We start from the raw sequence: 26,296 nt of genomic DNA, 5'->3' as shown, positions 1-26,296 counted from the left end.
GAGTTCTGACGTGTGCTGTTCGGATCTGAGGCACGTACGTGCCTCCCCGGGTCGTTGCTGCGGGTGTGAGCGAGAAGAACGAACAGGGAAAAAGGGCCGCGCGAGACCGGCTCGTCCAGCAGCGGGAGCGCCAGAAGGCGCGCGAGCGCCGAAGGCGCATGCTGATCGTCGGCGGTGGCCTGGCGGGCGTGCTGGCGCTGGCCGCCGTCGTCGGCGTGATCGCCGCGAATACGGGCGACAAGAACAAGACGGCGGGCCCCCTCGTCGCGCCGTCCGGTGCGACCGGCAAGGACAGCCTGGCCATCCAGGTCGGCGCGGACAACGCCCCGTCCACGCTCACCATCTGGGAGGACTTCCGCTGCCCGGTCTGCGCCCAGTTCGAGAACGCGTTCCGGGACACCTTTCACCAGCTGCAGCGCACAGGACAGATCAAGGTCGAGTACCACCTCGCCACGATCATCGACGGCAATATCGGCGGCAGTGGCTCGCTGCGGGCGGCCAACGCCGCGGCCTGCGCACAGAACGTCGGCAAGTTCTCCGCGTACCACGACGTCCTCTACCGCAACCAGCCGCCGGAGACCGACGACGTCTTCGGTGACAACGCCAAGTTGATCGAGCTCTCCGGGAAGGTCCCGGGACTCGACACCACCGCCTTCCGCAGCTGTGTGGAGGACGGCAAGCACGACAACTGGGTCCAGAAGTCCAACGCGGCGTTCGTGAAGGGCGGATTCCGGGGCACGCCGACCGCGCTGCTCAATGGCGATCCGATCTTCCCGAAGAAGGGGAACGAACAGATGACCGTGCCGAACCTGAAGAAGTGGGTCGCCGAGGCCAACAAGGGCAAGAAACCGGGCACGGTCACCCCGGCGCCGTCGGGCTCCTGAGCGGTGTCCGGCAGGGGGAACAGATGACCAGCCCGTTACCCAGACGTTGTCGGGTGGGTTGCGGTACGCCCCACCCGGCAAGGTAGCGTCGACCCTGCCATGGACCTTGCCTACATTCCCAGCCCGTCGACCGGCGTGATCGATCTCGGCCCGATCCCGCTCCGCGGCTACGCGTTCTGCATCATCATCGGTGTCTTTGTCGCCGTCTGGTTCGGCAACAAGCGTTGGATCGCCCGGGGCGGCAGAACCGGCACCGTTGCCGACATCGCCGTCTGGGCCGTGCCCTTCGGTCTCGTCGGCGGCCGGCTCTACCACGTCATCACCGACTACCAGCTGTACTTCAGCGACGGTGAGAACTGGGTCGACGCCTTCAAGATCTGGCAGGGCGGCCTCGGTATCTGGGGTGCGATCGCGCTCGGCGCGGTCGGTGCCTGGATCGGCTGCCGCCGCCGCGGGATCCCGCTGCCCGCCTGGGCCGACGCGCTCGCCCCCGGCATCGCCTTCGCCCAGGCGATCGGCCGCTGGGGCAACTGGTTCAACCAGGAGCTGTACGGCAAGCCGACGGATCTGCCGTGGGCACTGAAGATCAGCGAAGGTCCCAACCGGGTCGCCGGCACGTACCACCCGACGTTCTTGTACGAGTCGCTGTGGTGTGTGGGCGTCGCTCTGCTGGTGATCTGGGCGGACCGCCGCTTCAAGCTCGGACACGGGCGGGCGTTCGCGCTGTACGTCGCGGCGTACTGCGCGGGGCGGGGCTGGATCGAGTACATGCGGGTCGACGAGGCCCACCACATCCTGGGCCTGCGTCTGAATGTGTGGACCGCGTTGATCGTGTTCGTGCTGGCGGTGACGTACATCGTGATTTCGGCGAAGGTACGGCCGGGGCGCGAGGAGATCGTGGAGCCCGGCGCGGCGGACGCCGAAGGCGGTGAGGGCGCGGAGGGCGGTGACGTCGCGGTTGATGCGGACGGCACTGCCGCTCGTGACGCGGACCGTGCCATCGCGTCCGACGCGAATGCGGGCCCTGACGCGGACGGTGACGCCGGGCGCGCCGAGGACAGCGCCGCGGAGGCGCCGGAGAAGAGCGGCACCGCGGAGGCGGCGAAGAACGGCTGAGCCGTGTGCGCTTGACAGGTGGGGCCCCGAACCGTCCGGTCTGGTTCGGGGCTCCACGCTTTACGGCCTGCGGTCGTGCGTGTCCTCGATCGACCGACGGCGCAACGCCACAATCGAGCCCGTCGGCGATCGAGGACGAAACGGTCAGGCGGGTGGGCCCGCACCGGATCCCGCCCGTCACCGACCGCCACCCGTCATTTCCCTCCGTCACCCCTCCTTCCTTGCCAGCGTCAGCGTGCGGCGGGCCGATGCCACTACTGCCGCGTCGACGAATCGGCCGTCGGGAAGAGCCAGTGCGCCCTCGTCCGTCACGGCCGCCGCCACGATCTCCTGTGCCGCCTCGACCTCCTGTACCGTCGGGCGGAAAGCCCGCTCGATGACCGGGAGCTGGCGGGGATGGATCGCCGCCCGGCCCAGGAAACCCAGCGCCCGTCCATGCGCGCAGGACGCCCGCAGGCCGTCCAGGTCCCGTACATCCGGGAACACGGACTGGGTGGGTGGCGCGAGCCCGGCCGCGCGGGCGGCGACCACGACCCGGCTGCGCGACCAGTCGAGCCCGGCGTCCTCCCGTACCCCCAGATCGGCCCGGAGGTCCGCCTCGCCCAGGGCGATGGAGCGGACCTGGGGATGGGAGGCGGCGACCGTGTACGCGTGCTCGATGCCGAGCGCCGATTCCAGCAGCGGACAGAGCGCGACCCCCGGTGCCACAGCCGCGATGTGATGGACGGACGCCGCATGTGTGATCTTCGGCAGCCGGAGTTCGGCGAGGCCCGGCAGCCCGGCCAGAGCGAGGATGTCCACCTCGGTGTGGACCCGGACATGGATCGGCACGGCGGTCTCCTCGACCGCCTCGGACAGAAGCTCGGTGGTGGCGGACCGTGCGTACTCCTTGCGGTCCTGTGCGACCGCGTCCTCCAGATCGACGATCACCACATCCGCTCCCGAGTCGCGCGCCTTGCGCACCACCTCGGGCCGGTCCCCGGGGACGTACAGCAGGGTGAGGGGGACTGCCGCCGTCACAGGACGTGCTCCGCCCGCAGCGCGGCGATCTCCGGGCCCGACAGACCCAGCCCGGTGAGGATCTCGTCGGTGTCCGCACCGTGTGGCCGGCCCGCCCAGCGGATCGCGCCCGGTGTCCCCGAGAGACGGAACAGCACGTTCTGCATCCGCAGCGGCCCCAGCTCCGGGTCGTCGATCTCGGTGACGGAGTCCAGGGCCCGGTACTGCGGGTCCTCCATCACGTCCCGGATGTCGTGGATGGGCGCGATCGCCGCCTCCGCCTTCTCGAACGCGGCGACCGCGTCCTCACGGGTGTGCCGGGCGATCCAGTTGCCGACCGCCTCGTCGAGCTCGTCGGAGTGCTCTGCGCGGGTGGTGCCGGAGCCGAACCAGGGTTCGTCGATCAGCTCGGCCCGGCCGACCAGATGCATGACCCGCTCGGCGATCGACTGCGCGGAGGTGGAGACGGCCACCCAGTGCCCGTCCGATGTGCGGTACGCATTGCGCGGGGCGTTGTTCCGGGAGCGGTTGCCGGTGCGTGGTTGTACGTAGCCGAGCTGGTCGTACCAGACCGGCTGGGGGCCGAGCACGGTCAGGATCGGCTCGATGATCGCCATGTCGACGATCTGTCCCTCCCCGGTCCTGTCGCGTCCGGCGAGCGCGGCCATCACGGCGTACGCGGTGGCCAGCGCCGCGATCGAGTCGGCGAGCCCGAACGGCGGCAGCGTGGGCGGCCCGTCCGGCTCCCCGGTGATAGCGGCGAATCCGCTCATCGCCTCGGCCAGGGTGCCGAAACCGGGGCGGCGCGCGTACGGGCCGAACTGGCCGAAGCCGGTGACCCTGGCCAGCACCAGCCGCGGGTTGACGGCGTGCAGCTCCGCCCAGCCGAGGCCCCAGCGCTCCAGCGTCCCGGGCCGGAAGTTCTCGATGATCACATCGGTCCCGGCGGCCAGCCGGAGCAGGATCTCGCGCCCGCCTGGGCTGGAGAGATCGAGGGTCATATTGCGCTTGTTGCGGCCGAGCAGCTTCCACCACAGCCCGACGCCGTCCTTCGTGGGGCCGTGCCCGCGCGACGGATCGGGCTTGCGCGGATGCTCGACCTTGATCACCTCGGCGCCGAAGTCGCCGAGCATGGTGGCGGAGAGGGGTCCCGCGAAGAGCGTGGCGAGGTCGATGACCCGCAGTCCGGTCAGGGGTGCCTGCGCGATCGCGTTCATGCGGCGTCGATCTCGCTGCGGTACGGCATGGAGGTCGAGGCGCCCGGCCTCTGTACGCAGAGCGCGGCGGCGGTCGACGCCCAGGCCAGTGACTCCGCTACGGGCCGCCGCTCGCCGAGGGCCACGGAGAGCGTGCCGACGAAGGTGTCCCCGGCCCCGGTGGTGTCGACGGCGTTGACCTCGGGGGCGGGAAAGAGGATGGGCTCGCTGCCCCGGGCCGCGTGGAGGCAGCCCTTCGAGCCGAGTGTGACGATGACAGCCGGGACCTGGCTGAGCAGGACCTGTGCTGCCGCACGGGGGTCCGCGGCGCCGGTGAGTGCGGTCGCCTCGTGCTCGTTGGGGATCAGCAGATCGATGCAGTCGAGGAGTTCGGAAGGCAGGGGCTGTACGGGGGACGGGGTGAGGATGGTCCGTACGCCCTGGGCGTGGGCCACCCGCGCGCCCTCCATCACTGCGGACATCGGCAACTCCAGCTGGAGGAGCAGCAGATCGGCTCCGGCGATGGCGGCCATTTCGCCGGGGCCCAGAGCGGTGACGGTGCCGTTGGCGCCGGGGATCACCACGATGGAGTTGGAGCCCATGTCGTCGACGACGATGTGCGCGGTGCCGCTGGGGCCTTTTGTGGTGTGCAGCAGATCGGTGTCGACGCCGGCGTGCTCCAGGCTGGACCGCAGCAGGGCGCCGTACGCGTCGTCGCCGACCGCGCCGATCATCATCACCTCGCCACCCGCACGGGCGGCGGCGACGGCCTGGTTGGCACCCTTGCCGCCGGGGATGGTGCGAAACTCCCGTCCGGTGACGGTCTCTCCGCGCTCAGGAGCCCGTGCGACGTATGCGACAAGGTCCATATTGGTGCTGCCGAGCACCGCGATGCCGGTCATGGGCGGAGTGCCTCCTTGTGGGTGAGCCGGTGGGTCTGTTCGGCGAGTGTGTCGAAGCCGATGGAGTCGAAACCGCGGACGGACGTGGCGAGGCGGTTCTTCAGCGGGGTGGTCCAGCGGTCGGGCAGCCGCTTCGGGGCCCCGGCCAGCAGACCGGCGAGCGAACCGGCGGTCGCGCCGTTCGAGTCGGTATCCCAACCACCGGACACCGCACGGCAGATGGAGCCGGAGAAGTCGCCGTCGGCGTGCGTGAGGGCAGCGGCGAGCAGTGCGGCATTGGGCAGCACATGGACCCAGTGGTAGCTGCCGTACTCGGAGTGCAGCCGATCGGCCACCGCGTCGAAGCCGCCCTCGCCGCGGGCCGCGCCGACACCGAAACGCACCGCGTGCGCGAACCGTGAACGCGGCGGCACGACACGCAGTCCGGCGGCCAGACACCCGTGCACATCACTCTCACCGCCGGCCGCCTCGGCGAGCGCCGCGGCGGTGAACATCGCCCCGTACACCCCGTTGGCGGTGTGGGTGAGGACCGCGTCCCGATGCGCCTGCTCCGCCGCGGCCGACGGGTCGCCCGGGTGTGTCCAGCCGTGCACATCGGCCCGGATCTGCGCACCGATCCACTCCCGGAACGGGTTGCGGTACCTGGCGGTGTGCGGGGGCTCGATCCCGTCGAGCAGATTGCGGTACGCGACCCGTTCGGCGGTGAACGTCCGGCCGGCCGGGAGTTCGTCGAGCCAGAGCCGGGCGAGATCGCAAGTGGTGAAGGACGGGCCGTACCGCTGGAGCAACAGGAAAGTAAGGAGGGGGTGGTTGAGGTCGTCGTCCTCCGGCATGCCATCGATGTTCTCGGCCAGGGAGGTGGGTGCGGAGCGACGGTTCCAGGGGTAGGTGGCGGCCAGTTCGGCGGGCAGCCCCTTGGCGGTGAACCAGGTGGTCAGCGGCCAGTTGCCGGTGGCGCGGGCCAGTGCGCGGATGCCGGCGAGCGGCAGTTTCTCGACTGGTTTGCCGAGCAGACAGCCGGCGGCCCGGCCCAGCCAGGCGGCGTGCAGCCGGTCCTGACCCACCGGCGGCGGGGGGTCGGTGCGCGGGGCCGGCCAGTCCGGGCAGGCGGCCCGGATCGCGGTCAGCTCCGTCGGCTCGTCCGCCTCCAACGGGGATTCCAGCAGGGCGAGTTCGTCGAGCAGCCGCTCGGCGAGCGCGCGCAGCTCGGGTGCCGCGGGGGTCGACGCACCCGCGCGCTCCGGGGCGGGGGCGCCGCCCGCCTCGTACCACCGGCGCGCGATGGCCCGTGCGTCCCGCCCGTCCTCGGCCGCCTGGCGCAGCTCGTGCCCGACCAGGTCCTCGGGCTGCACCCATGTCACCCGTACGTTCATGGCGTCCCCACCAGCGTGGCGAACGCCGACTCGTGCGCGCGGCGCCGGGCCGTGTCCCGTACGTACACCTCGCGGGCGACGTCGGCCAGGGCCCGCGCGGGGGCGTGCAGATCGAGCCGGCTGGCCTCGGCGACCGTTTTCACCCAGGTGGCGCAGATCGCCTGCTCGCCGTGGAGCGCGCCCGCGATCGCGCCGCTCATCGTGGCGATCGAGTCGCAGTCCCGGCCGTAGTTGACCGAGCCGAGGACCGTGTGCCCGTAGTCGCCGTCCGCGACGAGCAGCATGCCGAGCGCGATCGGGAGCTCCTCGATGGAGTGCAGCCGGGACGGCCGACGGGCGCCGAGGGACGGGGCGCGGTAGTCCGGGCCGACGGTGTCGAAGGGGGCTACGGCGGTACGCAGCGGGGTCAGCGCCGAGTCGAAGTCGCGGTGCCGGACGGCCACTTCGCATACCGCCTCGATGGCGGACCGGGTGCCGTCCTTGGCGAGCGACAGACAGGTGTCGACGACGGTGGCGGGCGTCGCGTCCGGGATGCAGGCGGCGGCGACGGCCGCCGCGAAGACTCCGGCCGCCTCCCTGCCGTAGGAGGACTGATGGGCACCGGCGACATCCAGCGCCTCGGCGTACGCGGCCTGCGGGTGGGCGGCGTTGACCAGGCCGACCGGTGCCATGTACATCGCCGCGCCGCAGTTGACGATGTTTCCGGAGCCCGCCTCGCGCGGATCGACATGGCCGTAGTGCAGCCGCGCGACGATCCACTTCTCGGCGAGGAAGATCCGCTGGAGCGGCAGCGCGTCGGCCTCCAGCTCCGGGATCCAGCGCGGGGTGGAGATCAGCTCCGGCACGAGATGGCCGGCGACCGCGTACGCGTCGAGATGGTCGCGCACGGCGCCGTACACCCGTACCAGCGCATGGGTCATCAAGGTGTCGTCGGTGACGTGTCCGTCGCCCTTGTGGTACGGGGCGATGGGGCGGGCCGTACGCCAGTCGTCGCCGTCCCACGGGCCGACGATGCCGCTGATCCGCCCGCCGTGGCGTGCCACGATCTGCTCGGGGGACCGGCCCTCGACCGGACCGCCGAGCGCGTCGCCGACCGCGGCGCCGACGAGCGCTCCCGTGATCCGTTCATCAAGTGTGAGTGCCGTGGTCCTCGCCTCGGACCGCAGGGGCGTCGTGGATGTCATGTCCGAATTGTCCACCCGCAGGCTTCGGTTCCGTGTCTGCCAGCAGCCCGGCGAGTTCGATGAGATCGGTCCCCGCGAGCCGGGGCAGCGCACATCCCGCCAGGGTGCGGCAGGACTCGCGCCAGCCGTCCGGGACGGCGCCGATGCCGCCGAGCGCACCGGTCAGTGCGCCGGCCAGGGCGGGCGCCGAGTCGGCCACGCGCGACAGGCACGCCGCCGCGGGAACGGCCTGGGCGATCTGGCCGCGGGCCGCGGTGGCCAGGGCCAGGGCCACCGGGACGGTCTCGGCGGCGGCGATCCCGTAGCTGTAGACGTGGTCGACGATCTGATGCTCCAGCACCGGTACGACAGCGAACGCGCCCGCCGCCTCGCCGACGAAGGCACGGGCGATCCGGACGGCGTGGGCGGCGTTGCGGGCGATCTCCGTGCCGTCGGGGAGCTGGGCGAGTGCGGCGTTCACCGCGGTGTCCACATCCGCACCGCCCAGCGCCTGAGCGATCGCGGCCGCCATCGCGCGGGCACCGTGCACACCGTCGCCGTCCTGGGTGTAGCGAGCATCGAACTCGGCGAGGTCGGCGGCGGCGGCCGGGTCCGCGGGGTGGACCACTGCGAGCACGGCGGCCCGTACGCAGGCCGCGTCGTCGAAGTAGTGCGGGTTGTCGTGACCGGTGGCGGGCGGGCGCAATCCAGCGGCGAGATTGCCGAGCCCGGCCCGCACCGAGATCCGGGCGCGCAGCGGAAGCACCGCGGACTCGACCTCGGGGGCACGGGCGGCAGCCGCGGCGACCTCGGCCGCCAGTGCGTTCCAGGCGACGTCGACGGCGGCCCGCATCCGGCGTCCGGGGGACAGCCCGTGCAGCGGACCGGTCGCCGAGGCGAGCACGGTTCCGGCGGCGAACGCCGCCCATTCGGCGTCGTCGGAGGGCCCGAGCCGCAGGGGTTCGGGCGGCTGGTTGAGCGCGATGGGGACGGGCAGCGTGGTCGTGGCGTTCTGCTCGGCGAAGGTGTCGAGCTCCCGGGTGAGGCGCCGGGTCCACTCGGGCATCCGGCTGGCCCGGTGCCGCGCGGCGGGCCACCCGGCGGCGTCCCCGGAGGCGAGCCCGAGCAACAGCCCCTCGATCCGGGCCCTGTGCCCGGGGGCGGGACGGGTACGCAGACGAGCGGCCGGGGAGGCGGGGGCGCGGGGGGCGTCCCGGTGGGGGTCGTGCTGAGTGCCGCGCGCGGTGGTCATCGCTCCACCACCGTTTTGCCTGTGGTGGGTGAGGTGGCGGACGGGGCGCCGGGCGGCGCGTACTCGGTGCCGGTGCCGGTGCCGGTGTGCCGTGCCGGGCCGCCCTCCGGCGTACCGGCGTCGCCCCGCGCGCTCTCGTACGCCTCGTCCGCGTCCTCCGGGGTGAGCAACTCCGCGATGTCCAGGACGTGGTAGCCCCGCATCGACGGCAGGCAGCTGCCCCGGACCGGGCCGATCGCCTCCGCCCAGTGCCGGGGAATGGCGGACGCCCCGTGCAGGGCGCCGGCCAGGGCCCCTGCCACCGCGGCCGTCGTGTCCGCGTCGCGGCCCATGTTGACCGCGGTCAGCACCGCCGTACGGAAGTCGCCGCGCGCCGCCGCGAACGCGCCGAAGGCCAGGCCGACCGCCTCGGGCGCCAGGTCCGTCCACGGGTAGCCGCCGACGACCACCGCGGAGCGCACCGCGCGTTCCCTGGTGAGCCGGTCGGGGTACGTGCGCTGTGCGGTCGCCACCGCGCGCCGCAGCGAGCGCGCCGTCCAGGAGTCCATGGGAACGACGGACAGTGCGGCGGCGATCACCGAGGCGACCCCGGCACCCGCCATCGCAGCGGCCACCCCGGCTGCCACCGCCTGGCCGCCGTAGATGCCCTCCCCGTCATGGCTGACCCGCCCGTCCACCGCGACCAGCCGCGCCGCCTCGTCCGGCCGGCCCGCCGCGAAGACGCCGAACGGCGCCGCCCGCATCGCGAGGCCGTCGCTCCAGGCGTGCCGGTGCTGGGCGGAGATCGGGGCGGCGAGGCCCCGGCGCAGATTCTCCAGCGTGCCCCGCTCACTGAACCCGGCGCCGCGGAACGGCCCCTCGTCCAGGTCGGCGATCCACAGATGCCAGGCCCGCTCCACATGGGTGACGGTCAGCGCCGAACCGTGCCGGGCGAGCAGCAGCCCGGAGAAGATCGCGTACTCCGTGTCGTCCGTACCCGCGGGGTCGTCGCTCACGAAGCCCTCGATCCGGCCCCATCGACGACGGATCTCGGACGGCCGCAGATTCTCCGCCGGTGCGCCCAGCGCGTCACCGACCGCGAGACCGAGCAGGGAGCCCCGGGCCCGGTCGCCCAGGTCTCCCTGCGACACCTCGCCCCGGTCCGCCCCGCCCCGTACCGCCGTCTGCGTACCGCCCGTCCGCGGCTCTGCCGGATTTCCTGCAATCAACTCCATCGCGTCGACCCTTCGCTCACACCGAGCCAGTTTTCGTACCTGTTCGATCTGTGCCACGCGGAGCCCCGACAGAGGCCGATAATCGCAACAAAAGGGCCAGTCGGATGACGGCTCAGAGGCGGTAAGCCAGGTCGTACTTACTGATCGCAGTGGCAGGTAAGTACGGCCTGCCTTGCTGGCGGGGGGCCTTTTTCGTGCGTACTTTCGATGGTGTTGAGCGGGGGCGGGGCGGGTGACGCCCGCTGCCGGAGAAGGGGAGAGCTGTGTCCATCATCGAGACCGACGCCGTGCTGCACGAGGCGCACCGCGACAACCACACCCACCGCGATGTGAACGGCGGCTGGCTGCGCCCGGCGGTGTTCGGCGCCATGGACGGGCTGGTCTCCAACCTCGCGCTGATGACGGGCGTCGCGGGCGGTGCCGTCTCCCAGCAGACGATTGTGATCACCGGTCTGGCGGGCCTGGCCGCCGGTGCGTTCTCCATGGCGGCCGGCGAATACACCTCCGTCGCCTCGCAGCGCGAGCTCGTCGAGGCCGAACTCGACATCGAGCGGCGCGAGTTGCGTAAGCACCCCAACGACGAGGAGCGGGAGCTCGCCGAGCTCTACGAGTCCCGTGGCGTCGAGCCCAAGCTCGCCCGTGAGGTCGCGCGGCAGCTGTCGCGCGACCCGGAGCAGGCCCTGGAGATCCACGCTCGTGAGGAGCTCGGCATCGATCCGGGCGATCTGCCTTCGCCGCTCGTCGCCGCCGTGTCGTCGTTCGGCGCGTTCGCGCTGGGGGCACTGCTGCCCGTACTGCCGTATCTGCTCGGTGCGAGCGCGCTGTGGCCGGCCGTGCTGCTCGCACTGGTCGGGCTGTTCGCCTGCGGTGCGGTGGTGGCCAGGGTGACGGCGCGCAGCTGGCTGTACAGCGGGCTGCGTCAGCTGGTGCTGGGCGGGGCCGCGGCGGCGATCACCTACGGTCTGGGCACGCTGTTCGGTGTGGCCGTCGGAAGCTAGTGCCCCTCCGTGGGAGCGTGAACACGGACCCGCCCGGCCGAGGCTTTGCCCTCGAACGCCGGTCGGTCCCGTTTCCGTAGCCTGTCCGCCATCCGTGTGACGTACGTCTTGGCGCCGGCCTCTGGGCGGACGGCTTCGCCCGACGTAAAATGAGTCTCTATACAGGGTTACACATAATTAGCCGTTACCTGGCGGTTTCGTTTGCTTTGTCATCGGGCATGAGCCGTAGACACCGCGGGCAACGACGCCTGCTCTCTGGTTCTCCCCGGGCGCCGATTCTCCGACAGCGACCCAACCCCACCGCCTCGCACGGTGTCCGCATGTTGGAACGAGCTATCCGCTTCTTGAGAAGCGCCCCATGATGTAAGCCTGCATGAAATTTCGCAGAGGGCCAACGTCGTCCCTCGGCACTGCATATGCCACGACGACGACGGGAGAGCCGATGCGTACCGACGCCTGGTCGCCCATGGACGGTCGCCCCGCCCAGCAGGGGATGTACGACCCCCGTAACGAGCACGACGCCTGTGGCGTCGGGTTCGTGGCCACTCTGACCGGTGTGGCCAGCCATGAGCTGGTCGAGCAGGCGCTGACCGTACTGCGCAACCTCGAACACCGCGGTGCCACCGGATCCGAGCCCGACTCCGGCGACGGCGCCGGAATCCTCCTCCAGGTCCCGGACGCCTTCCTCCGCGACGAGGTCGCCTTCGACCTCCCCGAGGCCGGTGCCTACGCCGTCGGAATCGCCTTCCTGCCCGCGGCCGACTCCACCGAGGCCGTCCGGAAGCTGGAGAAGATCTCCGCCGAGGAGGGCCTCAAGGTCCTGGGCTGGCGCGAGGTCCCGGTCACCCCGGACATCCTCGGCAACGGCGCCCGCGCCACCATGCCCGAGTTCCGCCAGCTCTTCGTTGCGGACGGCGAGAGCACCGGCATCGCGCTCGACCGCAAGGCCTTCGTCCTGCGCAAGCGTGCCGAGCGGGAGGCCGGGGTGTACTTCCCCTCGCTGTCCGCCCGCACGATCGTCTACAAGGGCATGCTCACCACGGGGCAGCTGGAGCCGTTCTTCCCGGACCTCTCCGACCGCCGCTTCGCCACCGCCGTCGCACTGGTGCACTCGCGCTTCTCCACGAACACCTTCCCGAGCTGGCCGCTCGCCCACCCGTACCGCTTCGTCGCGCACAACGGCGAGATCAATACGGTCAAGGGCAACCGCAACTGGATGAAGGCCCGCGAGTCCCAGCTCGCCTCCAGCCTCTTCGGGGCTGCGCAGCTGGACCGGATCTTCCCCGTCTGCACCCCCGACGCCTCCGACTCCGCCTCCTTCGACGAGGTCCTGGAGCTGCTCCACCTCGGCGGCCGTTCGCTGCCCCACTCGGTGCTGATGATGGTCCCCGAGGCGTGGGAGAGCCCCGAATCCATGAACGCCATGGATTCGGCCCGCCGCGCCTTCTACCAGTACCACTCCACGATGATGGAGCCCTGGGACGGCCCGGCCTGCGTCACCTTCACCGACGGCACCCAGGTCGGCGCGGTCCTGGACCGCAACGGTCTGCGTCCCGGCCGCTACTGGGTCACCGACGACGGCCTCGTCGTGCTCTCCTCCGAAGTCGGTGTCCTGGACATCGCCCCCGCGAAGGTCGTTCGCAAGGGCCGCCTCCAGCCCGGCAGGATGTTCCTCGTCGACACGGCCGAGGGCCGCATCATCGAGGACGACGAGATCAAGGCCGCCCTCGCCGCCGAGCAGCCGTACGAGGAGTGGCTGCAGACCGGCGAGATCGAGCTGGAGGACCTCCCCGAGCGGGAGCACATCGTGCACACGCACGCCTCCGTCACCCGCCGCCAGCAGACCTTCGGCTACACCGAGGAAGAGCTCCGCGTCATCCTCGCGCCGATGGCCCGCACCGCCGGCGAGCCGCTCGGCTCCATGGGTACGGACTCGCCGATCGCCGCCCTGTCCGAGCGCCCGCGGCTGCTCTTCGACTACTTCACCCAGCTGTTCGCGCAGGTCACCAACCCGCCGCTGGACGCCATCCGCGAGGAGCTCGTCACCTCGCTGCGCTCCACGCTCGGCCCGCAGGGCAACCTGCTGGAGCCGACCGCCGCGTCGTGCCGCAGCGTCACGCTGCCGTTCCCCGTGATCGACAACGACGAGCTGGCCAAGCTGATACACATCAACGCAGACGGCGACATGCCGGGCATGAAGGCCGCCACGCTCTCCGGTCTCTACCGGGTCGGCGGCGGCGGCGATGCCCTCGCGGCGCGGATCGAGCAGATCTGCACCGAGGTCGACGTCGCCATAGAGGACGGCGCCCGTCTGATCGTCCTGTCCGACCGGCATTCCGACGCCGAGCACGCGCCGATCCCGTCGCTGCTGCTCACCTCGGCCGTCCACCACCACCTCATCCGCACCAAGCAGCGCACCCAGGTGGGTCTGCTGGTCGAGGCCGGAGACGTCCGCGAGGTCCACCACGTCGCGCTGCTGATCGGTTACGGCGCCGCCGCGGTCAACCCGTACCTGGCGATGGAGTCCGTCGAGGACCTGGTCCGCGCCGGTACGTTCATCGAGGGCGTCGAGCCCGAGAAGGCCATCCGGAACCTGATCCACGCGCTCGGCAAGGGCGTCCTGAAGGTCATGTCCAAGATGGGCATCTCCACCGTCGCCTCCTACCGAGGCGCCCAGGTCTTCGAGGCCGTCGGCCTGGACAGGGACTTCGTCGCGAAGTACTTCAACGGCACCGCCACCAAGATCGGCGGCGCCGGACTCGACGTCGTCGCCAAGGAGGTCGCCGCCCGGCACGCCAAGGGCTACCCCGCCTCCGGCATCTCCGCCTCCCACCGCGCGCTGGAGATCGGCGGCGAGTACCAGTGGCGCCGCGAGGGCGAGCCCCACCTGTTCGACCCGGAGACGGTCTTCCGCCTCCAGCACGCCACGCGCAACAAGCGGTACGACATCTTCAAGAAGTACACGGACCGGGTGAACGAGCAGTCCGAGCGCCTGATGACGCTCCGTGGCCTGTTCGGCCTGAAGACAAATGAGAACGGCAAGAGCGGCCGTGAGCCGATCCCGATCGACGAGGTCGAGTCCGTCTCCGACATCGTCAAGCGCTTCTCCACCGGCGCCATGTCGTACGGCTCGATCTCCCGCGAGGCGCACGAGACCCTTGCCATCGCCATGAACCAGCTGGGCGGCAAGTCCAACACCGGTGAGGGCGGCGAGGACGCCGACCGGCTGTACGACCCGGCGCGCCGCTCGTCCATCAAGCAGGTCGCCTCCGGCCGCTTCGGTGTGACCAGCGAGTACCTGGTCAACGCGGACGACATCCAGATCAAGATGGCGCAGGGTGCCAAGCCCGGCGAGGGCGGCCAGCTGCCCGGCCACAAGGTCTACCCGTGGGTCGCCAAGACCCGCCACTCCACCCCGGGTGTCGGTCTGATCTCGCCGCCGCCGCACCACGACATCTACTCCATCGAGGACCTGGCTCAGCTGATCCACGACCTCAAGAACGCCAACCCGGCGGCCCGCATCCACGTGAAGCTGGTCTCCGAGGTCGGCGTCGGCACGGTCGCCGCGGGTGTCTCCAAGGCGCACGCGGACGTCGTCCTGATCTCCGGCCACGACGGCGGAACGGGCGCATCCCCACTCACCTCGCTGAAGCACGCGGGCGGTCCCTGGGAGCTCGGCCTCGCCGAGACCCAGCAGACCCTGCTGCTCAACGGCCTGCGCGACCGTATCGTCGTGCAGACCGACGGCCAGCTGAAGACCGGCCGCGACGTCATCATCGCCGCGCTGCTGGGCGCCGAGGAGTTCGGTTTCGCGACCGCGCCGCTCGTCGTCTCCGGCTGCGTCATGATGCGCGTCTGTCACCTGGACACCTGCCCGGTCGGCATTGCCACCCAGAACCCGGTCCTTCGGAGCCGGTTCTCCGGCAAGGCCGAGTACGTCGTCAACTTCTTCGAGTTCATCGCCAGGGAAGTCCGTGAGCTCCTCGCCGAGCTGGGCTTCTGTACGATCGAAGAGGCCGTCGGCCACGCCGAGCTGCTCGACACCGACCGTGCGATCACGCACTGGAAGGCGCAGGGCCTCGACCTGGAGCCGTTGTTCTACGTCCCCGAGCTGCCCGAAGGCACCGCCCGGCACCAGCTGGTCGAGCAGGACCACGGTCTCGCCAAGGCCCTCGACAACGAGCTGATCAAGCTTGCCGCCGACGCCCTGAACGCGGAGAGCGCCGAGGCCGCCCAGCCCGTCCGGGCCCAGATCGCGATCCGGAACATCAACCGGACCGTCGGCACCATGCTCGGCCACGAGGTGACGAAGAAGTTCGGCGGCGCCGGTCTGCCGCAGGACACCATCGACATCACGTTCACCGGCTCCGCCGGCCAGTCCTTCGGCGCGTTCCTGCCGAGCGGTGTGACGCTGCGCCTGGAGGGCGACGCCAACGACTACGTCGGCAAGGGCCTCTCCGGCGGCCGAGTCGTCGTCCGCCCGGACCGTGGCGCCGACCACCTTGCCGAGTACTCCACCATCGCGGGCAACACCATCGCCTACGGCGCCACCGGCGGCGAGCTGTTCCTGCGCGGCCGGACCGGCGAACGGTTCTGCGTCCGCAACTCCGGCGCGACGGTCGTCTCGGAAGGCGTGGGCGACCACGGCTGCGAGTACATGACCGGCGGTCACGCCGTCGTACTCGGCGAGACCGGACGCAACTTCGCCGCAGGTATGTCGGGCGGTGTCGCATACGTCGTCGACCTGGACCGCGACAACGTCAACGTCGGCAACCTCGGCGCGATCGAGACCCTCTGCGACACCGACAAGCAGTGGCTGCACGATGTCGTGCGCCGCCACCAGGAGGAGACCGGTTCCACGGTCGCCGAGAAGCTGCTTGCCGAGTGGGACACCGCGGTGGCCCGCTTCAGCAAGATCATCCCGTCCACCTACAAGGCAGTGCTCGCCGCCAAGGACGCCGCTGAGCTCGCCGGTCTCTCCGAACAGGAGACCACCGAGAAGATGATGGAGGCGGCGACCAATGGCTGACCCCAAGGGCTTCCTGACCACCGGGCGCGAGGTCGCCAAGACCCGCCCCGTGGGCGAGCGCGTCAAGGACTGGAACGAGGTCTACGTTCCGGGCTCGCTGCTCCCGATCATCAGCAAGCAGGCCGGCCGCTGCATGGACTGCGGCATCCCGTTCTGCCACAACGGCTGCCCGCTCGGAAACCTCATCCCCGAGTGGAACGACTACGCCTACCGCGAGGACTGGGCGGCGGCGTCCGAGCGCCTGCACGCCACGAACAACTTCCCGGAGTTCACCGGGCGGCTCTGCCCGGCTCCCTGTGAGTCGGCGTGCGTGCTAGGCATCAACCAGCCGGCCGTCACCATCAAGAACGTCGAAGTCTCCGTCATCGACAAGGCGTGGGACAGCGGCGACGTCACCCCGCAGCCGCCCGATCGGCTCTCCGGCAAGACCGTCGCCGTCATCGGTTCGGGCCCGGCGGGTCTCGCCGCGGCCCAGCAGCTCACCCGGGCCGGCCACACGGTCGCCGTCTTCGAGCGCGCGGACCGCATCGGAGGTCTTCTCCGGTACGGCATCCCCGAGTTCAAGATGGAGAAGTCGCACATCAACCGCCGCATCGAGCAGATGCGCGCGGAAGGCACCAAGTTCCGTACGGAGGTGGAGATCGGCAAGGACATCGACGCCGCCAAGCTTCGCCGCCGGTACGACGCGGTCGTCATCGCCGCCGGTGCCACCGTCTCCCGCGACCTGCCCGTCCCGGGCCGTGAGCTGAACGGCGTGCACTTCGCCATGGAGTACCTGCCGCTCGCCAACAAGGTGCAGGAGGGCGACCTGACGGTCTCCCCGATCACCGCCGAGGGCAAGCACGTCGTCGTCATCGGCGGCGGCGACACCGGCGCCGACTGCGTCGGCACGGCCCACCGCCAGGGCGCGCTCTCCGTCACCCAGCTGGAGATCATGCCCCGGCCGGGCGAGGACCGTAACGCCAACCAGCCCTGGCCGACCTTCCCGATGCTCTACAAGGTCACCTCCGCGCACGAGGAGGGGGGCGAGAGGGTCTACTCCGTCTCCACCACCCACTTCGAGGGCGACGAGGACGGCAACGTCCAGGCCCTGCACCTGGTCGAGGTGGAATTCAAGGACGGTAAGCTGGAGCAGAAGCCCGGCACCGAGCGGACGATCCCCGCACAGCTGATCACCCTGGCCATGGGCTTCACCGGCACCGACCAGGCCAACGGCCTGGTCCAGCAGTTCGGCCTGGAGCTCGACGAGCGCGGCAATGTCGCGCGCGACGCGGACTACGCCACCAACGTCGACGGAGTCTTCGTCGCCGGTGACGCGGGCCGCGGCCAGTCCCTCATCGTGTGGGCCATCGCCGAGGGCCGCTCCGCGGCGCGCGGTGTGGACCGCTTCCTGACCGGAGCCAGCGCCCTGCCGGCCCCGATCCGCCCGACGGACCGTGCCCTGACGGTCTGATCACGGCACCCAGGATGTCCCGTACAACGGCGTACGGAACTGAGCACGGCGCCTGCCCGTCCCCGACCGGACGATTTCGGCAGGCGCCGTGGCGCGTTCCGGGGCGGGTTGAAGGCTCACCCCGACAGCGCGGACGTCTTGAGCACCACCAGCAGCACCAGTACGGCGAGCAGCACCGCACCCGCGGCGACCTGGACCGTCGTACGCCGTTGCGCCGGGGCGTACGCGTACGCGAGCGTGACGATGCCGCCCGTAAGCAGCCCGCCCAGGTGTCCCTGCCACGAGGTGAATCCGGCCGAGATCAGCATCCAGATCAGGAAGCCGGCCATGAACCGGTTCACCGCCTGCATATCGCGGCCGAGGCGCCGGTTGATGACGTAGAACGCCGCACCGAGACCGAAGACCGCACCCGAGGCACCCACCGTGCCGTCGAACGGCGCGATCAGATACACCAGGACCGAACCGCCCAGCCCGGACAGCAGATACAGCGCGAGGTAACGGGCCCTGCCCAGCTGCTCCTCGACGACCCGGCCCAGATTCCACAGCGCGTACATGTTGAAGAGGATGTGCAGCACTCCGAACGGCAGTGAGCCGAACGACGACTCGCCCGGCGGGAGATGCAGGAAGGCCCCGGTCAGCAGCCGGTACCACTCGCCGTCCACCACACCGATCACATCGAAGCCGGGGAAGTCCCCGGCCCCGTACACGTACTGGCCTCCGTCCGGGCCGGTCAGCCCCGCGCCGAGCATCGCGAACCGGTCGACGATCCCCGGACGGACCAACTCGCCCAGATACGCCAGGATGTTCAGGCCCATCAGCACATACGTGACGATCGGCACCGCGGTCCTCGACACCGCACCGCCGAACACCGTGCGCGCCTGCCGGACCGAACGCTGCCCCTCCTTCACGCACTCCACGCAGTGGTGGCCGACAGCGGCCTCACGCATGCAGTCGGGGCAGATGAACCGCTCACAGCGGGTGCAGCTCACATACGTCTCGTACGACGGATGGCGATAACAGGTGGTGACCGCGGCCTCCACAGCAGGCTCCTTCACAGGTGGGCGAACACGAGCGGCCGGTGGGGACGGCGGCGATCAAGATAGCGAACACTGCCGCCCCGGGCATATCCGGGTGCCTTACGCTCAGGGTCTGACATGTCGAGGATCGGAGAATCCGCATGGCCGGCTCGTCCGCCGCAACAGGTCCGGCCATCAGTCTCCGCAAGATCGAGGAGACCGCACCCGCGCTGGTCAGCCTCTACAAGAGCGCCTCGGTCTCGCTGACGAAGCACGGCATGGGCGGCGTGCGAGCCGCGGTCTACCTGGTGCTCGACTACTCCGGCTCCATGAGGGAGTACTACAAGGACGGCAGTGTCCAGGCCCTGGCCGACCGGGTGCTGGGGCTTTCGGCGCATCTGGACGACGACGGCCGGGTGCCCGTCCTCTTCTTCTCCACCGACGTCGACGCCGTCACCGACATAGACCTGGACAACCACCGTGGCCGGGTCGACGCGATCGTGGCGGGCCTCGGACACATGGGGAAGACCAGCTACCACGTGGCCATGGACGCCGTCATCGACCACTACATCGACAGCGGCTCGACCGCCCCCGCGCTCGTCGTCTTCCAGACGGACGGCGGCCCGATCAGCAAGCACGCGGCGGAACGCTATCTCTGCAAGGCGGCCAAGCTGCCGCTGTTCTGGCAGTTCATCGGCTTCGGCAACAAGCGCAGTACGCAGTTCGACTTCCTGCACAAGCTCGACGAACTGGCCGTACCCGCCAAGCGCCCCATCGACAACGCCGGCTTCTTCCACGCCGGACTCGACCCGCGCAAGGTCCCGGACGCCGAACTGTACGACCGGCTGCTCGCCGAATTCCCGCAGTGGCTGGCCGCGGCCAGGGCCCAGGGAATCGTCGGATGACCGTCCGGGTACTGAGGGCGACCGACCGCACGGCCACGCCCTGGAAGAACGGCGGGGGAGTCACCCGGGAGATCGCGGCGTCCCCCGAGGGCGGGGCGCTGGACGACTTCGACTGGCGGGTCAGCCTCGCCGATGTGTCCCGGGACGGGCCTTTCTCCTCGTTCCCCGGGGTCGACCGCACACTGACCGTGGTCGAGGGCGTCGGGATGGACCTCATGGTGGGCGGCGAGCACCACATCGTCGACGAGCCGTACTGGCCGCACGACTTCCCCGGTGACCTGGAGACGGAGGGCCGGCTGCTCGGCGGCCCGGTCGTGAACGTCAATGTGATGTACCGCAGGGAGCGTACGAGCGCGGAGGCCGCGGTGGTACGCGGCACCGTCCGGCTGTCGGTGCCTCGGGGCGGTGCGGTCCTGGCCGTCGCGCTGGAGGACGGTGCGGTGCTCGACGGCCAGGGAATCGAACTCGACTGCTACGACGCGTTGTTGGTGCAGGGCGAATCGCCGGGGGTGCTGCGGACGCAGGGGTGGGCGCTGGTGGTCACCCTGTCCAGCAGATGAGTGGATGAGCAGGCGCGAGCCAGGAAATCCGGACAGAAGATGTCGGGATTCCAAGGTTTCATGGCCCGATGACATCGAGTTCCTGGGAAGAGTTCCAGTCGGCACAGCCGGCCTTCGCCGACGCCGTTCAGGCCCGTTTCGAGCAGTACAAACACCATGTCCTGGCGACCCTCCGCAAGGACGGGTCGCCGCGTGTGACCGGCCTGGAAGTGAATTTCCGCTTCGGTGAGCTGTGGCTCGGCATGATGCCGAACTCGCGCAAGGCGCTGGACCTGCTGCGCGATCCCCGGTTCGCGGTGCAGGCCAATCCGGGACCGGACGCCGAGATGGCCGACGGCGACGTCCGGGTATCCGGCCGCGCGGTGGAGGTCACCGACCCCGGGATCCTGGCCCGCTTCATCGAGGAGGTGAAGCCGCCGGAGCCGTTCCACCTCTTCCGCGCGGAACTCCAGGAGGTGGTCCGCACGACCCTGGAGTCCGAGGAGCTGGTGGTACAGGTGTGGCGGCCAGGGAAGCCGTTGCGCACGATCCACCGCGCCGCGGACTACAGCGCCCCGTACGAGACCTGACCCCCGCTCTCCTAAAGCGGGTGTCGCAGGTTCGGATCCTGCCGGGGGCACAGCAAAGCAGCAGGTCAGGAGCCCCTCCGCCCGTAAGGGCGGGAGGGCTCCCGGCTTGCGGCACAGACAGCACACATCGACGGACTTCAACTCAGTCTCGGGACCCTGACGCAGGATTTCTGCTCTGCCTTCGCGTGCTCAGCGAGGATCAGTGGGCAGCGGTGAGGCAGTGGCGGTTGGCGACCGTTCGGAGTTCGGCGGCTACAGCGTCCGGCCCGAGTGCGGCCAGGGCCCACAGAGCACTGGTGTGGCGTCCACCCACCCAGGTTCCCTCGGCGGGTGGACGGAACGGAATGACGGCGAGTCCACGCTCGATGAAGGGTGCTTCCTTGAGATACGTCATGCCGCCGGTGCCACAGAGGTAGGCATCGCCTCCGACCACGGCGGTGAGGTCGGCGAGGCGCCCAGATCGTCCCGTACAGGCAGGCAGTCGGCTGCTCTTGAGGGTCCTTCCCGACCAACCGAGCAAGTCCAGGAATACGCGGGTGGAGGTCTCCGCGACGACAGAGGTGCGGCCGGTGGAGAAGGCGTCCCAGACCGGTTCGAGTGCCTGGGCGAGGAGAGGCCAGTAAGGGCTGGGCCGGTACTGCTCCCGCACGATCCCCTCCGCGCGGCGACGGGCCAGGCAGGGATCGGTGATCACTGCGTCCCTGATGAGGGTGGGGCGGCCTGCGGGCAGGTGGGTAGGAACGGTCAGCCATCTGCGCCGGTCCGGATCGCCGAGTGCCGCGAGGCGGGCCCGGTGCTGGTAGTCGCGGCGGGCGAACTGGACGTCGTCGAGGACTATCCGGCAGTCCGCCGCGTACAGCTTGGCCAAGGTGGTGAGGCGCGGAAGGAAGTTGGGCTGGTGGATGGCGACCAGCCCGCCGACGCCGTCAGGGCGTGATGAGGCGGCTGGTGAAGCCGTCGCGGATGAGGGCCGTGTACGCAGCATGTACGTCCTCCGGGACATCCTGCTCGATGGCGAAGCCGAGCTTGGGGTATTCGATCACCCGCTGGAGGTCGCCGACGAGCATGTCGACGACGAGCTTCTCGTCGCCGATGCTCTTGAGGTAGTCGTCGAATTCCAAGGGCTCCGAGGCACAGACGATCTCGACCTCCGGCCACAGCTTGCGGGCGGTGGCGTAGGAGCGGCGCTCCATGTAGGGCTTGGAGACGAGCAGGACGGTGGCGGGGGTGAGGCCGGCGTCGGCGAGGACCTGGCGGGACAGGGTGATGTTCTGGCCGGTGTTGGCTGCGTTCGGTTCGAGGAGGATCGCGGACTCGGGTACGCCGAGGTTGATGGCGTGCTCGCGGTAGTGGACGGCTTCGCCGCGGGGAAAGCGGACGCGGGTGGTGGGGCTGTTTCCGCCGGTGAACACCAGGGTCGGGAACAGGCCGGCCTGATAGAGCTCGGCAGTCGCGGTGGCGACGCCGAGGTCGTGGCTGCCCAGCCCGATGGCGACGTCGACGGGGCGCGGGGTGTGGTGCATCTGGTGGTGGTCCCAGATCATCTTGGCCTGGTGCCACTGCTGTTCGGTGATGGTCTTCCGCTGGTGGTCGCTCACGCGTTGTCTCCCTGGTCACCGCTGGTGGGGCCGCACGGGCCCCTCGCTCATGGCCTTGATGTTCTCGATGCTGCGCAGTTGGTGGACGAGTCCGTACTGCGCGGCTGTCCTGGCGGTCTGGTCGAGGACGAGGATTCCATCATCGCGGGTCGCTGTGTCGGTGAGCAGGATGTGGCCGTGGGCGGTGTCCAGGCGTACGCGTTGCATCGGGGAGTCGGTGGTGCCGCTGGTACGGGCGATGTCGATGTACTGCAGGGCCTGCGTGAGGTCGCCGGCGCCTCGGCGGGCGAGGGCGAGTTTCTGGTGGGCGACGGACCAGTCGTCGGGTTCGGTGAGGTCTTCGAAGTCACGGGTCGCGGCCTGCATGACGCGAGTCGCGTAGTCGTGGTTAAAAGGCGCGCACGCCCAGACGCAGGGCGAGCCGCAGGGCCCTTGCCTCCAGGCCGGTCCAGTGGTGCACGGTCGCCACGCGTCACTCCCTTCCGTCCGTCATCGAAGCACGGCATACGGGGGTGGCGGGACGGAAGTAGGACGGAAGTGGAACAGACGCTGATTCCGCTGGAGTTGCAGGTCGGCCATGCTCGGAACGTCACCAAGTTGCCGAGATTCTGGACGGTCATGGACATGGAGCCGCTTACGGAGCAACGCCCAGTCAGCGGACCGGTTGTGTACGGATTCCTGCGGCTGGTTCGGGTGCCGGTCGCCCGGCAGGCGGCACTGATCGCATCGCTCGCCGAGTACTGCCGCGGGCATGAACTGCAGTTGTGCGGTGTCTTCGCCGACGGCGGCAACAACACGGCCGCCTTCACCGGGCTGCTGGATGTGCTGGCCCTGCCGGATGTGTATGGCGTGGTCGTTCCGTCCCGCTCACATCTGGGGCCGCAGGGCATGGCGGCCGAGCGTGGGCAGCGGATCGAGGGGGCCGGCGCCCGACTGCTGATGGTCCGGCGCGACCTCAGCACGCGCTCCGCCGGCCGCCGGGTCGCGTCGGGATCCGTTCAGGTACTGGGCGCGGAGTCGTGAGGACCGCAATGAGTACGTCGAAGGAGCAGTTCTTCGATGCGCGACGCGCATCGGTGAGACAGGCGCGGGAATTCGCCACCGCCACCCTGACTGCTTGGGGGCACCAGGAGCACCTGGAGAACGTACGGCTGTGCGTTTCGGAGTTGGCGACGAATGCGCTGCTGCACGGGACCAGGCACGGCCACGGCTTCCTGGTGCGGATCGCCGTCGAGGACGGGGCCGTACGGCTGGAGGTTCACGACAGCCGCGAGGAGCGACCGCACGCCCGGACGCCGACGGGAACCGACGCTTTGGGGCGTGGGCTGATGCTGGTAGACGTCCTCTCTGACGGTTGGGGTGTCGAGGAGCGTGTCCCGTTCGGGAAGGTCATCTGGTCATGCTTCAAGACCACGCAATGCTGACCGCAGCCGCCCCGGCATCGCTGGCCGTCTGGACCTGGCCCGGCACCTCCCCAGGCGGTGGGGAGATCGCGTACGTGCTGCTCGCGCACTCCCCTGCCTCGTCGACCAGGCCACCACCGAGACACGCATGCGGCGGCTGGCCGACCTTCTCGGCGGGATGGGAAAACCTACCGACCTCATCCCCGACCTCGGCCGCTGCCTTCACCTCGTGGGCGGTCAGGCGCTGCTCGGATTTCCCGGAGCGCCTCGCCGACTGCGGCTGCCAGCCCGCCCTGTCTGGACCAGGCTGGCAGCCCGCAACGTGGGCGCGGTTCTCCTGCTCGGCCTGGACCCGCTGCCCCAGACCGTCGACGTCGATCGTGTCGACGCCTACCTGGACACTGACCTGGATGCCGAGCGTCTGCTCTTCGGGCAGACCCGCACCAGCTGAACCGCCGAACCCCGCACGGCCTGTCCTGGATCGAACGAAGAGAGGGAACCGCCATGGAAACCTTCGAACGTGCACGGCTGGACGCCTACTTCACCCGGATCGCCGCCCAGTTCGCTCCGGCCGAGCCGAGCACGTCCTTCCTGATCACGCACCTGCTGGCCGAGCGCCCCGCGTTTGTCCGGGCCGTCGCCGCGATGACCCGGCTTGCGGCAGTGCTGCCCAAGCCCAAGTCCATCCACCCCGCCGCCCGGCACGAGGTCGAGCAGACTCTGCCGGTCGACACTCTCAGCCGGGACCTGTTCAAGGAGCCGGACACCGCCCTGAACTACTTCGAATCCCGCGCCGCCGGGGAGCCGGTCTGCCTCCTGGACGTCGGCGGCTATTTCGCCCCTACGATCGCCGAGGTGCACAGTCGCTTCACCGGTCGCCTGGCCGGCATCGTCGAGGACACCCAGAACGGCCACCGTCGCTACCAGGACCTCGACAAGCTGCCCTGCCCCGTCGTCTCGGTGGCCCGCTCCCCGCTCAAGGACCCCGAGGACTACCTCGTAGGCCAGTCCGTCGTCTTCTCCACCGAGGCCGTCATGCGCGGCCGGGGCGACATCCTCCACGGGCGGCCCGCCCTGGTGATCGGTTTCGGGAAACTCGGTTCCTCCATCGCCCGGCTCCTGCACGCCAAGGGCGTCCAGGTCACCGTTTTCGACGTCGACCCCGTCCGCCGCACACAGGCTCTCTCCCAGGGCTTCACTCCAACACTTCGACTTCCGCTACGTCTTTCACACCACGGCGGACATTGGCGCCCTCCAGACCGAGGAGGTGTCCGGTGCCGACTGGCGCAGGGTCGACGAGATCGGCGACCCACGGCTTCGGGAGCGCATCGCGGCGGCGCTGGCCTGAACGTCCCCTTCTCACCGGCCGCCCTAGCAGCCCGCCAAGGGCGGCCGAGGCTATGCCTGACATGCGACACCTCCGCGACCTCCAGCCGTTCTACCGCGACTTGTCCATGACAGGAACATCGGCAGATGCGCTATTCCGCGGACATTGCCGACACGCTGATACTGGCCGCCATGACTCCACCCTCGAAAGAAGAGATCACGAACGCGGCTCAATGACCGGTAAGGGCTCCTCAGCGAGGTACCGCAGCGGCCAGGGCTGCTTGTTCATGAACCACCAGCCGGTGAGCCGGCCATCGGCCTCGGCCTCGATCAGGGCGGGGCCGAGGCGTTCGGCGATGGCGCGCCGGGCGCTCTCGCGGTCGACGAAGGTGATGTTGTGTTGCCGAGCACCGGCCGGTGTGGCTGCTTGCCTTCTACGACCAGGCCGAGGCTGGACTCCTTGGCCCCTCTACGCGTACTTGTCGCTCGGCGACTACCCGACCGCCGAGTACCACGCCCACCGCTGTCTGTCCTTTCTCCGGCCTCACATGGTCAGGTCTCGGGCCATCACCACGACCCGTCTCGCACACACCCTGCTCGCACAGGGCGCCGCCGACGCCGCCATGGCCACCGCGATGAAGGTCCCCGCAGACGCCGCCACCCGCCACGCCCGCGTGTCGCGCATGCTCCAAGAGTTCGGGGCCGCACTGCGTGCCACCGCGCCCGGCAGCACCACCGTCCAGACCTGGACCGAACACACCACTACCTGGAGGATGGCCGCATGACCACGGCGCCCACCACCGAACTGCGCACGTTCACCACCCTCGACACCGCCCGCGGCGATCTCCTCGACGTGTACGCCGACGTGCGTGCCCCGCTGCTCCACCTGCCGAACTACGCGGTCACCGCGTTCGGCGAGCGCCTGGACCGGCACGGCATCGAGCCGGGGTTCACCGCCGTCCTCGCATACGCGGACGGGCATCCGGTTGGCTACGCGTACGGCAACACCATCGAGCACGGCGACCGCTACTGGCAGCGCACCAGCCCGGCCCCGGCGGAGAAGTACACCGAGCATCCGGCCGTGGCCCTGAAGGAGATCGGCGTCCGCCCGGCCTGGCGCAAGACCGGCACCGCCCGCCGCATCCACGACGCCCTCCTCTCCCCACGCGACGAGCTGTACGTCACGCTCATGGTCAACCCGGCCGCTGGCGACGGAAAGGTTCACGCGCTCTACGAGTCGTGGGGGTACGAGGACATCGGCCAGAGCCAGCCGTCACCGGCCTCCCCCCTCCTCACCGTGATGATCCGCGCCATCCGCTGACCCGAACCAGATCCCACTC

General features: G+C 70.1%; 23 protein-coding genes, 1 tRNA gene and 2 pseudogenes. 15 read left to right on the top strand and 11 right to left on the bottom strand.

Going from position 1 to position 26,296, the window contains the following annotated elements:
* The first annotated feature begins 65 nt into the window (after positions 1-65).
* Entirely contained in the window at positions 66-884 is an 819-nt protein-coding gene (locus ABTZ94_RS13460) for a DsbA family protein (RefSeq protein WP_351200595.1), read from the top strand.
* 99 nt (positions 885-983) lie between these two features.
* Positions 984-2,000 carry a prolipoprotein diacylglyceryl transferase gene (lgt, locus tag ABTZ94_RS13455; RefSeq protein ID WP_351200593.1) on the top strand — a complete coding sequence of 339 codons (1,017 nt, stop codon included), beginning with the start codon at positions 984-986 and terminating at the stop codon, positions 1,998-2,000.
* 207 nt (positions 2,001-2,207) lie between these two features.
* On the opposite strand, the gene ABTZ94_RS13450 is transcribed toward lgt, so the two are convergent.
* The 7 genes from ABTZ94_RS13450 to ABTZ94_RS13420 are packed head-to-tail and all read right to left on the bottom strand — an operon-like array spanning position 2,208 to position 10,099.
* Complete coding sequence (locus ABTZ94_RS13450; protein WP_351200591.1) at positions 2,208-3,020, bottom strand: HpcH/HpaI aldolase/citrate lyase family protein; 813 nt, start codon at positions 3,018-3,020, stop codon at positions 2,208-2,210.
* On the bottom strand, positions 3,017-4,216 hold the full coding sequence (locus tag ABTZ94_RS13445) for a CaiB/BaiF CoA transferase family protein (RefSeq protein WP_351200589.1): 1,200 nt from the start codon (positions 4,214-4,216) through the stop codon (positions 3,017-3,019). Before ABTZ94_RS13445 ends, ABTZ94_RS13450 begins: the two co-directional genes overlap by 4 nt.
* Entirely contained in the window at positions 4,213-5,097 is an 885-nt protein-coding gene (gene rbsK / locus ABTZ94_RS13440; RefSeq protein ID WP_351200587.1) for a ribokinase, read from the bottom strand. The genes ABTZ94_RS13445 and rbsK overlap by 4 nt, the downstream gene beginning before the upstream one ends.
* The gene (locus ABTZ94_RS13435; protein WP_351200585.1) at positions 5,094-6,470 is read right to left on the bottom strand and encodes an ADP-ribosylglycohydrolase family protein; all 1,377 of its coding nucleotides are present in this window, start codon (positions 6,468-6,470) and stop codon (positions 5,094-5,096) included. The genes rbsK and ABTZ94_RS13435 overlap by 4 nt, the downstream gene beginning before the upstream one ends.
* A complete protein-coding gene (locus ABTZ94_RS13430; RefSeq protein WP_351200583.1) occupies positions 6,467-7,654 on the bottom strand; it encodes an ADP-ribosylglycohydrolase family protein in 1,188 nt (395 codons plus the stop codon). Before ABTZ94_RS13430 ends, ABTZ94_RS13435 begins: the two co-directional genes overlap by 4 nt.
* Positions 7,599-8,885, bottom strand: coding sequence for an ADP-ribosylglycohydrolase family protein (locus tag ABTZ94_RS13425; protein WP_351200581.1), 1,287 nt, complete (start codon positions 8,883-8,885; stop codon positions 7,599-7,601). The genes ABTZ94_RS13430 and ABTZ94_RS13425 overlap by 56 nt, the downstream gene beginning before the upstream one ends.
* Complete coding sequence (locus ABTZ94_RS13420; protein ID WP_351200579.1) at positions 8,882-10,099, bottom strand: ADP-ribosylglycohydrolase family protein; 1,218 nt, start codon at positions 10,097-10,099, stop codon at positions 8,882-8,884. The genes ABTZ94_RS13425 and ABTZ94_RS13420 overlap by 4 nt, the downstream gene beginning before the upstream one ends.
* Before the next feature lie 263 nt (positions 10,100-10,362).
* Here ABTZ94_RS13420 and ABTZ94_RS13415 point away from each other — a divergent pair, with 263 nt between their 5' ends.
* The 3 genes from ABTZ94_RS13415 to ABTZ94_RS13405 all read left to right on the top strand — a co-directional run bounded on the left by ABTZ94_RS13415 (position 10,363) and on the right by ABTZ94_RS13405 (position 17,579).
* A complete protein-coding gene (locus ABTZ94_RS13415; protein WP_351200577.1) occupies positions 10,363-11,097 on the top strand; it encodes a VIT1/CCC1 transporter family protein in 735 nt (244 codons plus the stop codon).
* Positions 11,098-11,539: 442 nt separating this feature from the next.
* Positions 11,540-16,126 carry a glutamate synthase large subunit gene (gltB, locus tag ABTZ94_RS13410; protein ID WP_351200576.1) on the top strand — a complete coding sequence of 1,529 codons (4,587 nt, stop codon included), beginning with the start codon at positions 11,540-11,542 and terminating at the stop codon, positions 16,124-16,126.
* A complete protein-coding gene (locus ABTZ94_RS13405) occupies positions 16,119-17,579 on the top strand; it encodes a glutamate synthase subunit beta (RefSeq protein WP_351200574.1) in 1,461 nt (486 codons plus the stop codon). Before gltB ends, ABTZ94_RS13405 begins: the two co-directional genes overlap by 8 nt.
* Before the next feature lie 116 nt (positions 17,580-17,695).
* Here the strand turns inward: ABTZ94_RS13405 and ABTZ94_RS13400 are convergent, their stop codons facing one another.
* A complete protein-coding gene (locus ABTZ94_RS13400; protein ID WP_351200572.1) occupies positions 17,696-18,619 on the bottom strand; it encodes a rhomboid family intramembrane serine protease in 924 nt (307 codons plus the stop codon).
* Positions 18,620-18,756: 137 nt separating this feature from the next.
* Here ABTZ94_RS13400 and ABTZ94_RS13395 point away from each other — a divergent pair, with 137 nt between their 5' ends.
* The 4 genes from ABTZ94_RS13395 to ABTZ94_RS13380 all read left to right on the top strand — a co-directional run bounded on the left by ABTZ94_RS13395 (position 18,757) and on the right by ABTZ94_RS13380 (position 20,679).
* On the top strand, positions 18,757-19,500 hold the full coding sequence (locus tag ABTZ94_RS13395; RefSeq protein WP_351200570.1) for a vWA domain-containing protein: 744 nt from the start codon (positions 18,757-18,759) through the stop codon (positions 19,498-19,500).
* On the top strand, positions 19,497-20,060 hold the full coding sequence (locus ABTZ94_RS13390; protein WP_351200568.1) for a HutD/Ves family protein: 564 nt from the start codon (positions 19,497-19,499) through the stop codon (positions 20,058-20,060). Before ABTZ94_RS13395 ends, ABTZ94_RS13390 begins: the two co-directional genes overlap by 4 nt.
* A gap of 68 nt (positions 20,061-20,128) precedes the next feature.
* Entirely contained in the window at positions 20,129-20,629 is a 501-nt protein-coding gene (locus ABTZ94_RS13385) for a pyridoxamine 5'-phosphate oxidase family protein (protein ID WP_351200566.1), read from the top strand.
* Positions 20,610-20,679 (top strand) — tRNA-OTHER (locus ABTZ94_RS13380). The genes ABTZ94_RS13385 and ABTZ94_RS13380 overlap by 20 nt, the downstream gene beginning before the upstream one ends.
* A 149-nt stretch (positions 20,680-20,828) precedes the next feature.
* Here ABTZ94_RS13380 and ABTZ94_RS13375 read toward each other — a convergent pair.
* From ABTZ94_RS13375 to ABTZ94_RS13365, 3 genes and pseudogenes are all read right to left on the bottom strand, one after another.
* Complete coding sequence (locus ABTZ94_RS13375; RefSeq protein WP_351200564.1) at positions 20,829-21,614, bottom strand: WbqC family protein; 786 nt, start codon at positions 21,612-21,614, stop codon at positions 20,829-20,831.
* The gene (locus tag ABTZ94_RS13370; RefSeq protein WP_502967235.1) at positions 21,556-22,173 is read right to left on the bottom strand and encodes a YdcF family protein; all 618 of its coding nucleotides are present in this window, start codon (positions 22,171-22,173) and stop codon (positions 21,556-21,558) included. The genes ABTZ94_RS13375 and ABTZ94_RS13370 overlap by 59 nt, the downstream gene beginning before the upstream one ends.
* Before the next feature lie 69 nt (positions 22,174-22,242).
* Positions 22,243-22,614, bottom strand: a pseudogene (locus ABTZ94_RS13365) (hypothetical protein); the annotation flags it as partial.
* 237 nt (positions 22,615-22,851) lie between these two features.
* On the opposite strand from ABTZ94_RS13365, the gene ABTZ94_RS13360 reads away from it, so the two are divergent.
* From ABTZ94_RS13360 to ABTZ94_RS13335, 6 genes and pseudogenes are all read left to right on the top strand, one after another.
* The gene (locus ABTZ94_RS13360; RefSeq protein ID WP_351200599.1) at positions 22,852-23,250 is read left to right on the top strand and encodes a hypothetical protein; all 399 of its coding nucleotides are present in this window, start codon (positions 22,852-22,854) and stop codon (positions 23,248-23,250) included.
* Positions 23,251-23,258: 8 nt separating this feature from the next.
* Complete coding sequence (locus tag ABTZ94_RS13355) at positions 23,259-23,651, top strand: ATP-binding protein (RefSeq protein WP_351200560.1); 393 nt, start codon at positions 23,259-23,261, stop codon at positions 23,649-23,651.
* A gap of 157 nt (positions 23,652-23,808) precedes the next feature.
* A complete protein-coding gene (locus tag ABTZ94_RS13350; RefSeq protein ID WP_351200559.1) occupies positions 23,809-24,081 on the top strand; it encodes a hypothetical protein in 273 nt (90 codons plus the stop codon).
* A 53-nt stretch (positions 24,082-24,134) separates the two neighbouring features.
* The gene (locus ABTZ94_RS13345) at positions 24,135-25,088 is read left to right on the top strand and encodes a Rossmann-fold NAD(P)-binding domain-containing protein (RefSeq protein ID WP_351200557.1); all 954 of its coding nucleotides are present in this window, start codon (positions 24,135-24,137) and stop codon (positions 25,086-25,088) included.
* 270 nt (positions 25,089-25,358) lie between these two features.
* Positions 25,359-25,741 (top strand): annotated as a pseudogene (locus ABTZ94_RS13340) (hypothetical protein); the annotation flags it as partial.
* Complete coding sequence (locus ABTZ94_RS13335; protein WP_351200555.1) at positions 25,738-26,277, top strand: GNAT family N-acetyltransferase; 540 nt, start codon at positions 25,738-25,740, stop codon at positions 26,275-26,277. The pseudogene ABTZ94_RS13340 and the gene ABTZ94_RS13335, both read left to right, overlap by 4 nt.
* The last annotated feature ends 19 nt before the right edge of the window (positions 26,278-26,296 follow it).

The organism is Streptomyces sp. NPDC002785 (assembly GCF_040295565.1).
In the GTDB taxonomy this organism is placed as follows: domain Bacteria; phylum Actinomycetota; class Actinomycetes; order Streptomycetales; family Streptomycetaceae; genus Streptomyces.
Note: the sequence above shows the minus strand (reverse complement) of the source record. Positions and strands in the feature narration are given on the sequence as shown.

Bases quoted from the DNA above. Each gene is read 5' to 3' on its own strand.
- gltB (WP_351200576.1), top strand. From the start codon at position 11,540: ATGCGTACCGACGCCTGGTCGCCCATGGACGGTCGCCCCGCCCAGCAG.
- ABTZ94_RS13350 (WP_351200559.1), top strand. From the start codon at position 23,809: ATGGGAAAACCTACCGACCTCATCCCCGACCTCGGCCGCTGCCTTCAC.
- ABTZ94_RS13390 (WP_351200568.1), top strand. From the start codon at position 19,497: ATGACCGTCCGGGTACTGAGGGCGACCGACCGCACGGCCACGCCCTGG.
- rbsK (WP_351200587.1), bottom strand. From the start codon at position 5,097: ATGACCGGCATCGCGGTGCTCGGCAGCACCAATATGGACCTTGTCGCA.
- ABTZ94_RS13360 (WP_351200599.1), top strand. From the start codon at position 22,852: ATGGAGCCGCTTACGGAGCAACGCCCAGTCAGCGGACCGGTTGTGTAC.
- ABTZ94_RS13385 (WP_351200566.1), top strand. From the start codon at position 20,129: ATGACATCGAGTTCCTGGGAAGAGTTCCAGTCGGCACAGCCGGCCTTC.
- ABTZ94_RS13445 (WP_351200589.1), bottom strand. From the start codon at position 4,216: ATGAACGCGATCGCGCAGGCACCCCTGACCGGACTGCGGGTCATCGAC.
- ABTZ94_RS13345 (WP_351200557.1), top strand. From the start codon at position 24,135: ATGGAAACCTTCGAACGTGCACGGCTGGACGCCTACTTCACCCGGATC.
- ABTZ94_RS13370 (WP_502967235.1), bottom strand. From the start codon at position 22,173: ATGATCTGGGACCACCACCAGATGCACCACACCCCGCGCCCCGTCGAC.
- ABTZ94_RS13430 (WP_351200583.1), bottom strand. From the start codon at position 7,654: ATGACATCCACGACGCCCCTGCGGTCCGAGGCGAGGACCACGGCACTC.
- ABTZ94_RS13435 (WP_351200585.1), bottom strand. From the start codon at position 6,470: ATGAACGTACGGGTGACATGGGTGCAGCCCGAGGACCTGGTCGGGCAC.
- ABTZ94_RS13395 (WP_351200570.1), top strand. From the start codon at position 18,757: ATGGCCGGCTCGTCCGCCGCAACAGGTCCGGCCATCAGTCTCCGCAAG.
- lgt (WP_351200593.1), top strand. From the start codon at position 984: ATGGACCTTGCCTACATTCCCAGCCCGTCGACCGGCGTGATCGATCTC.
- ABTZ94_RS13355 (WP_351200560.1), top strand. From the start codon at position 23,259: ATGAGTACGTCGAAGGAGCAGTTCTTCGATGCGCGACGCGCATCGGTG.
- ABTZ94_RS13425 (WP_351200581.1), bottom strand. From the start codon at position 8,885: ATGACCACCGCGCGCGGCACTCAGCACGACCCCCACCGGGACGCCCCC.
- ABTZ94_RS13405 (WP_351200574.1), top strand. From the start codon at position 16,119: ATGGCTGACCCCAAGGGCTTCCTGACCACCGGGCGCGAGGTCGCCAAG.
- ABTZ94_RS13375 (WP_351200564.1), bottom strand. From the start codon at position 21,614: ATGCTGCGTACACGGCCCTCATCCGCGACGGCTTCACCAGCCGCCTCA.
- ABTZ94_RS13420 (WP_351200579.1), bottom strand. From the start codon at position 10,099: ATGGAGTTGATTGCAGGAAATCCGGCAGAGCCGCGGACGGGCGGTACG.
- ABTZ94_RS13335 (WP_351200555.1), top strand. From the start codon at position 25,738: ATGACCACGGCGCCCACCACCGAACTGCGCACGTTCACCACCCTCGAC.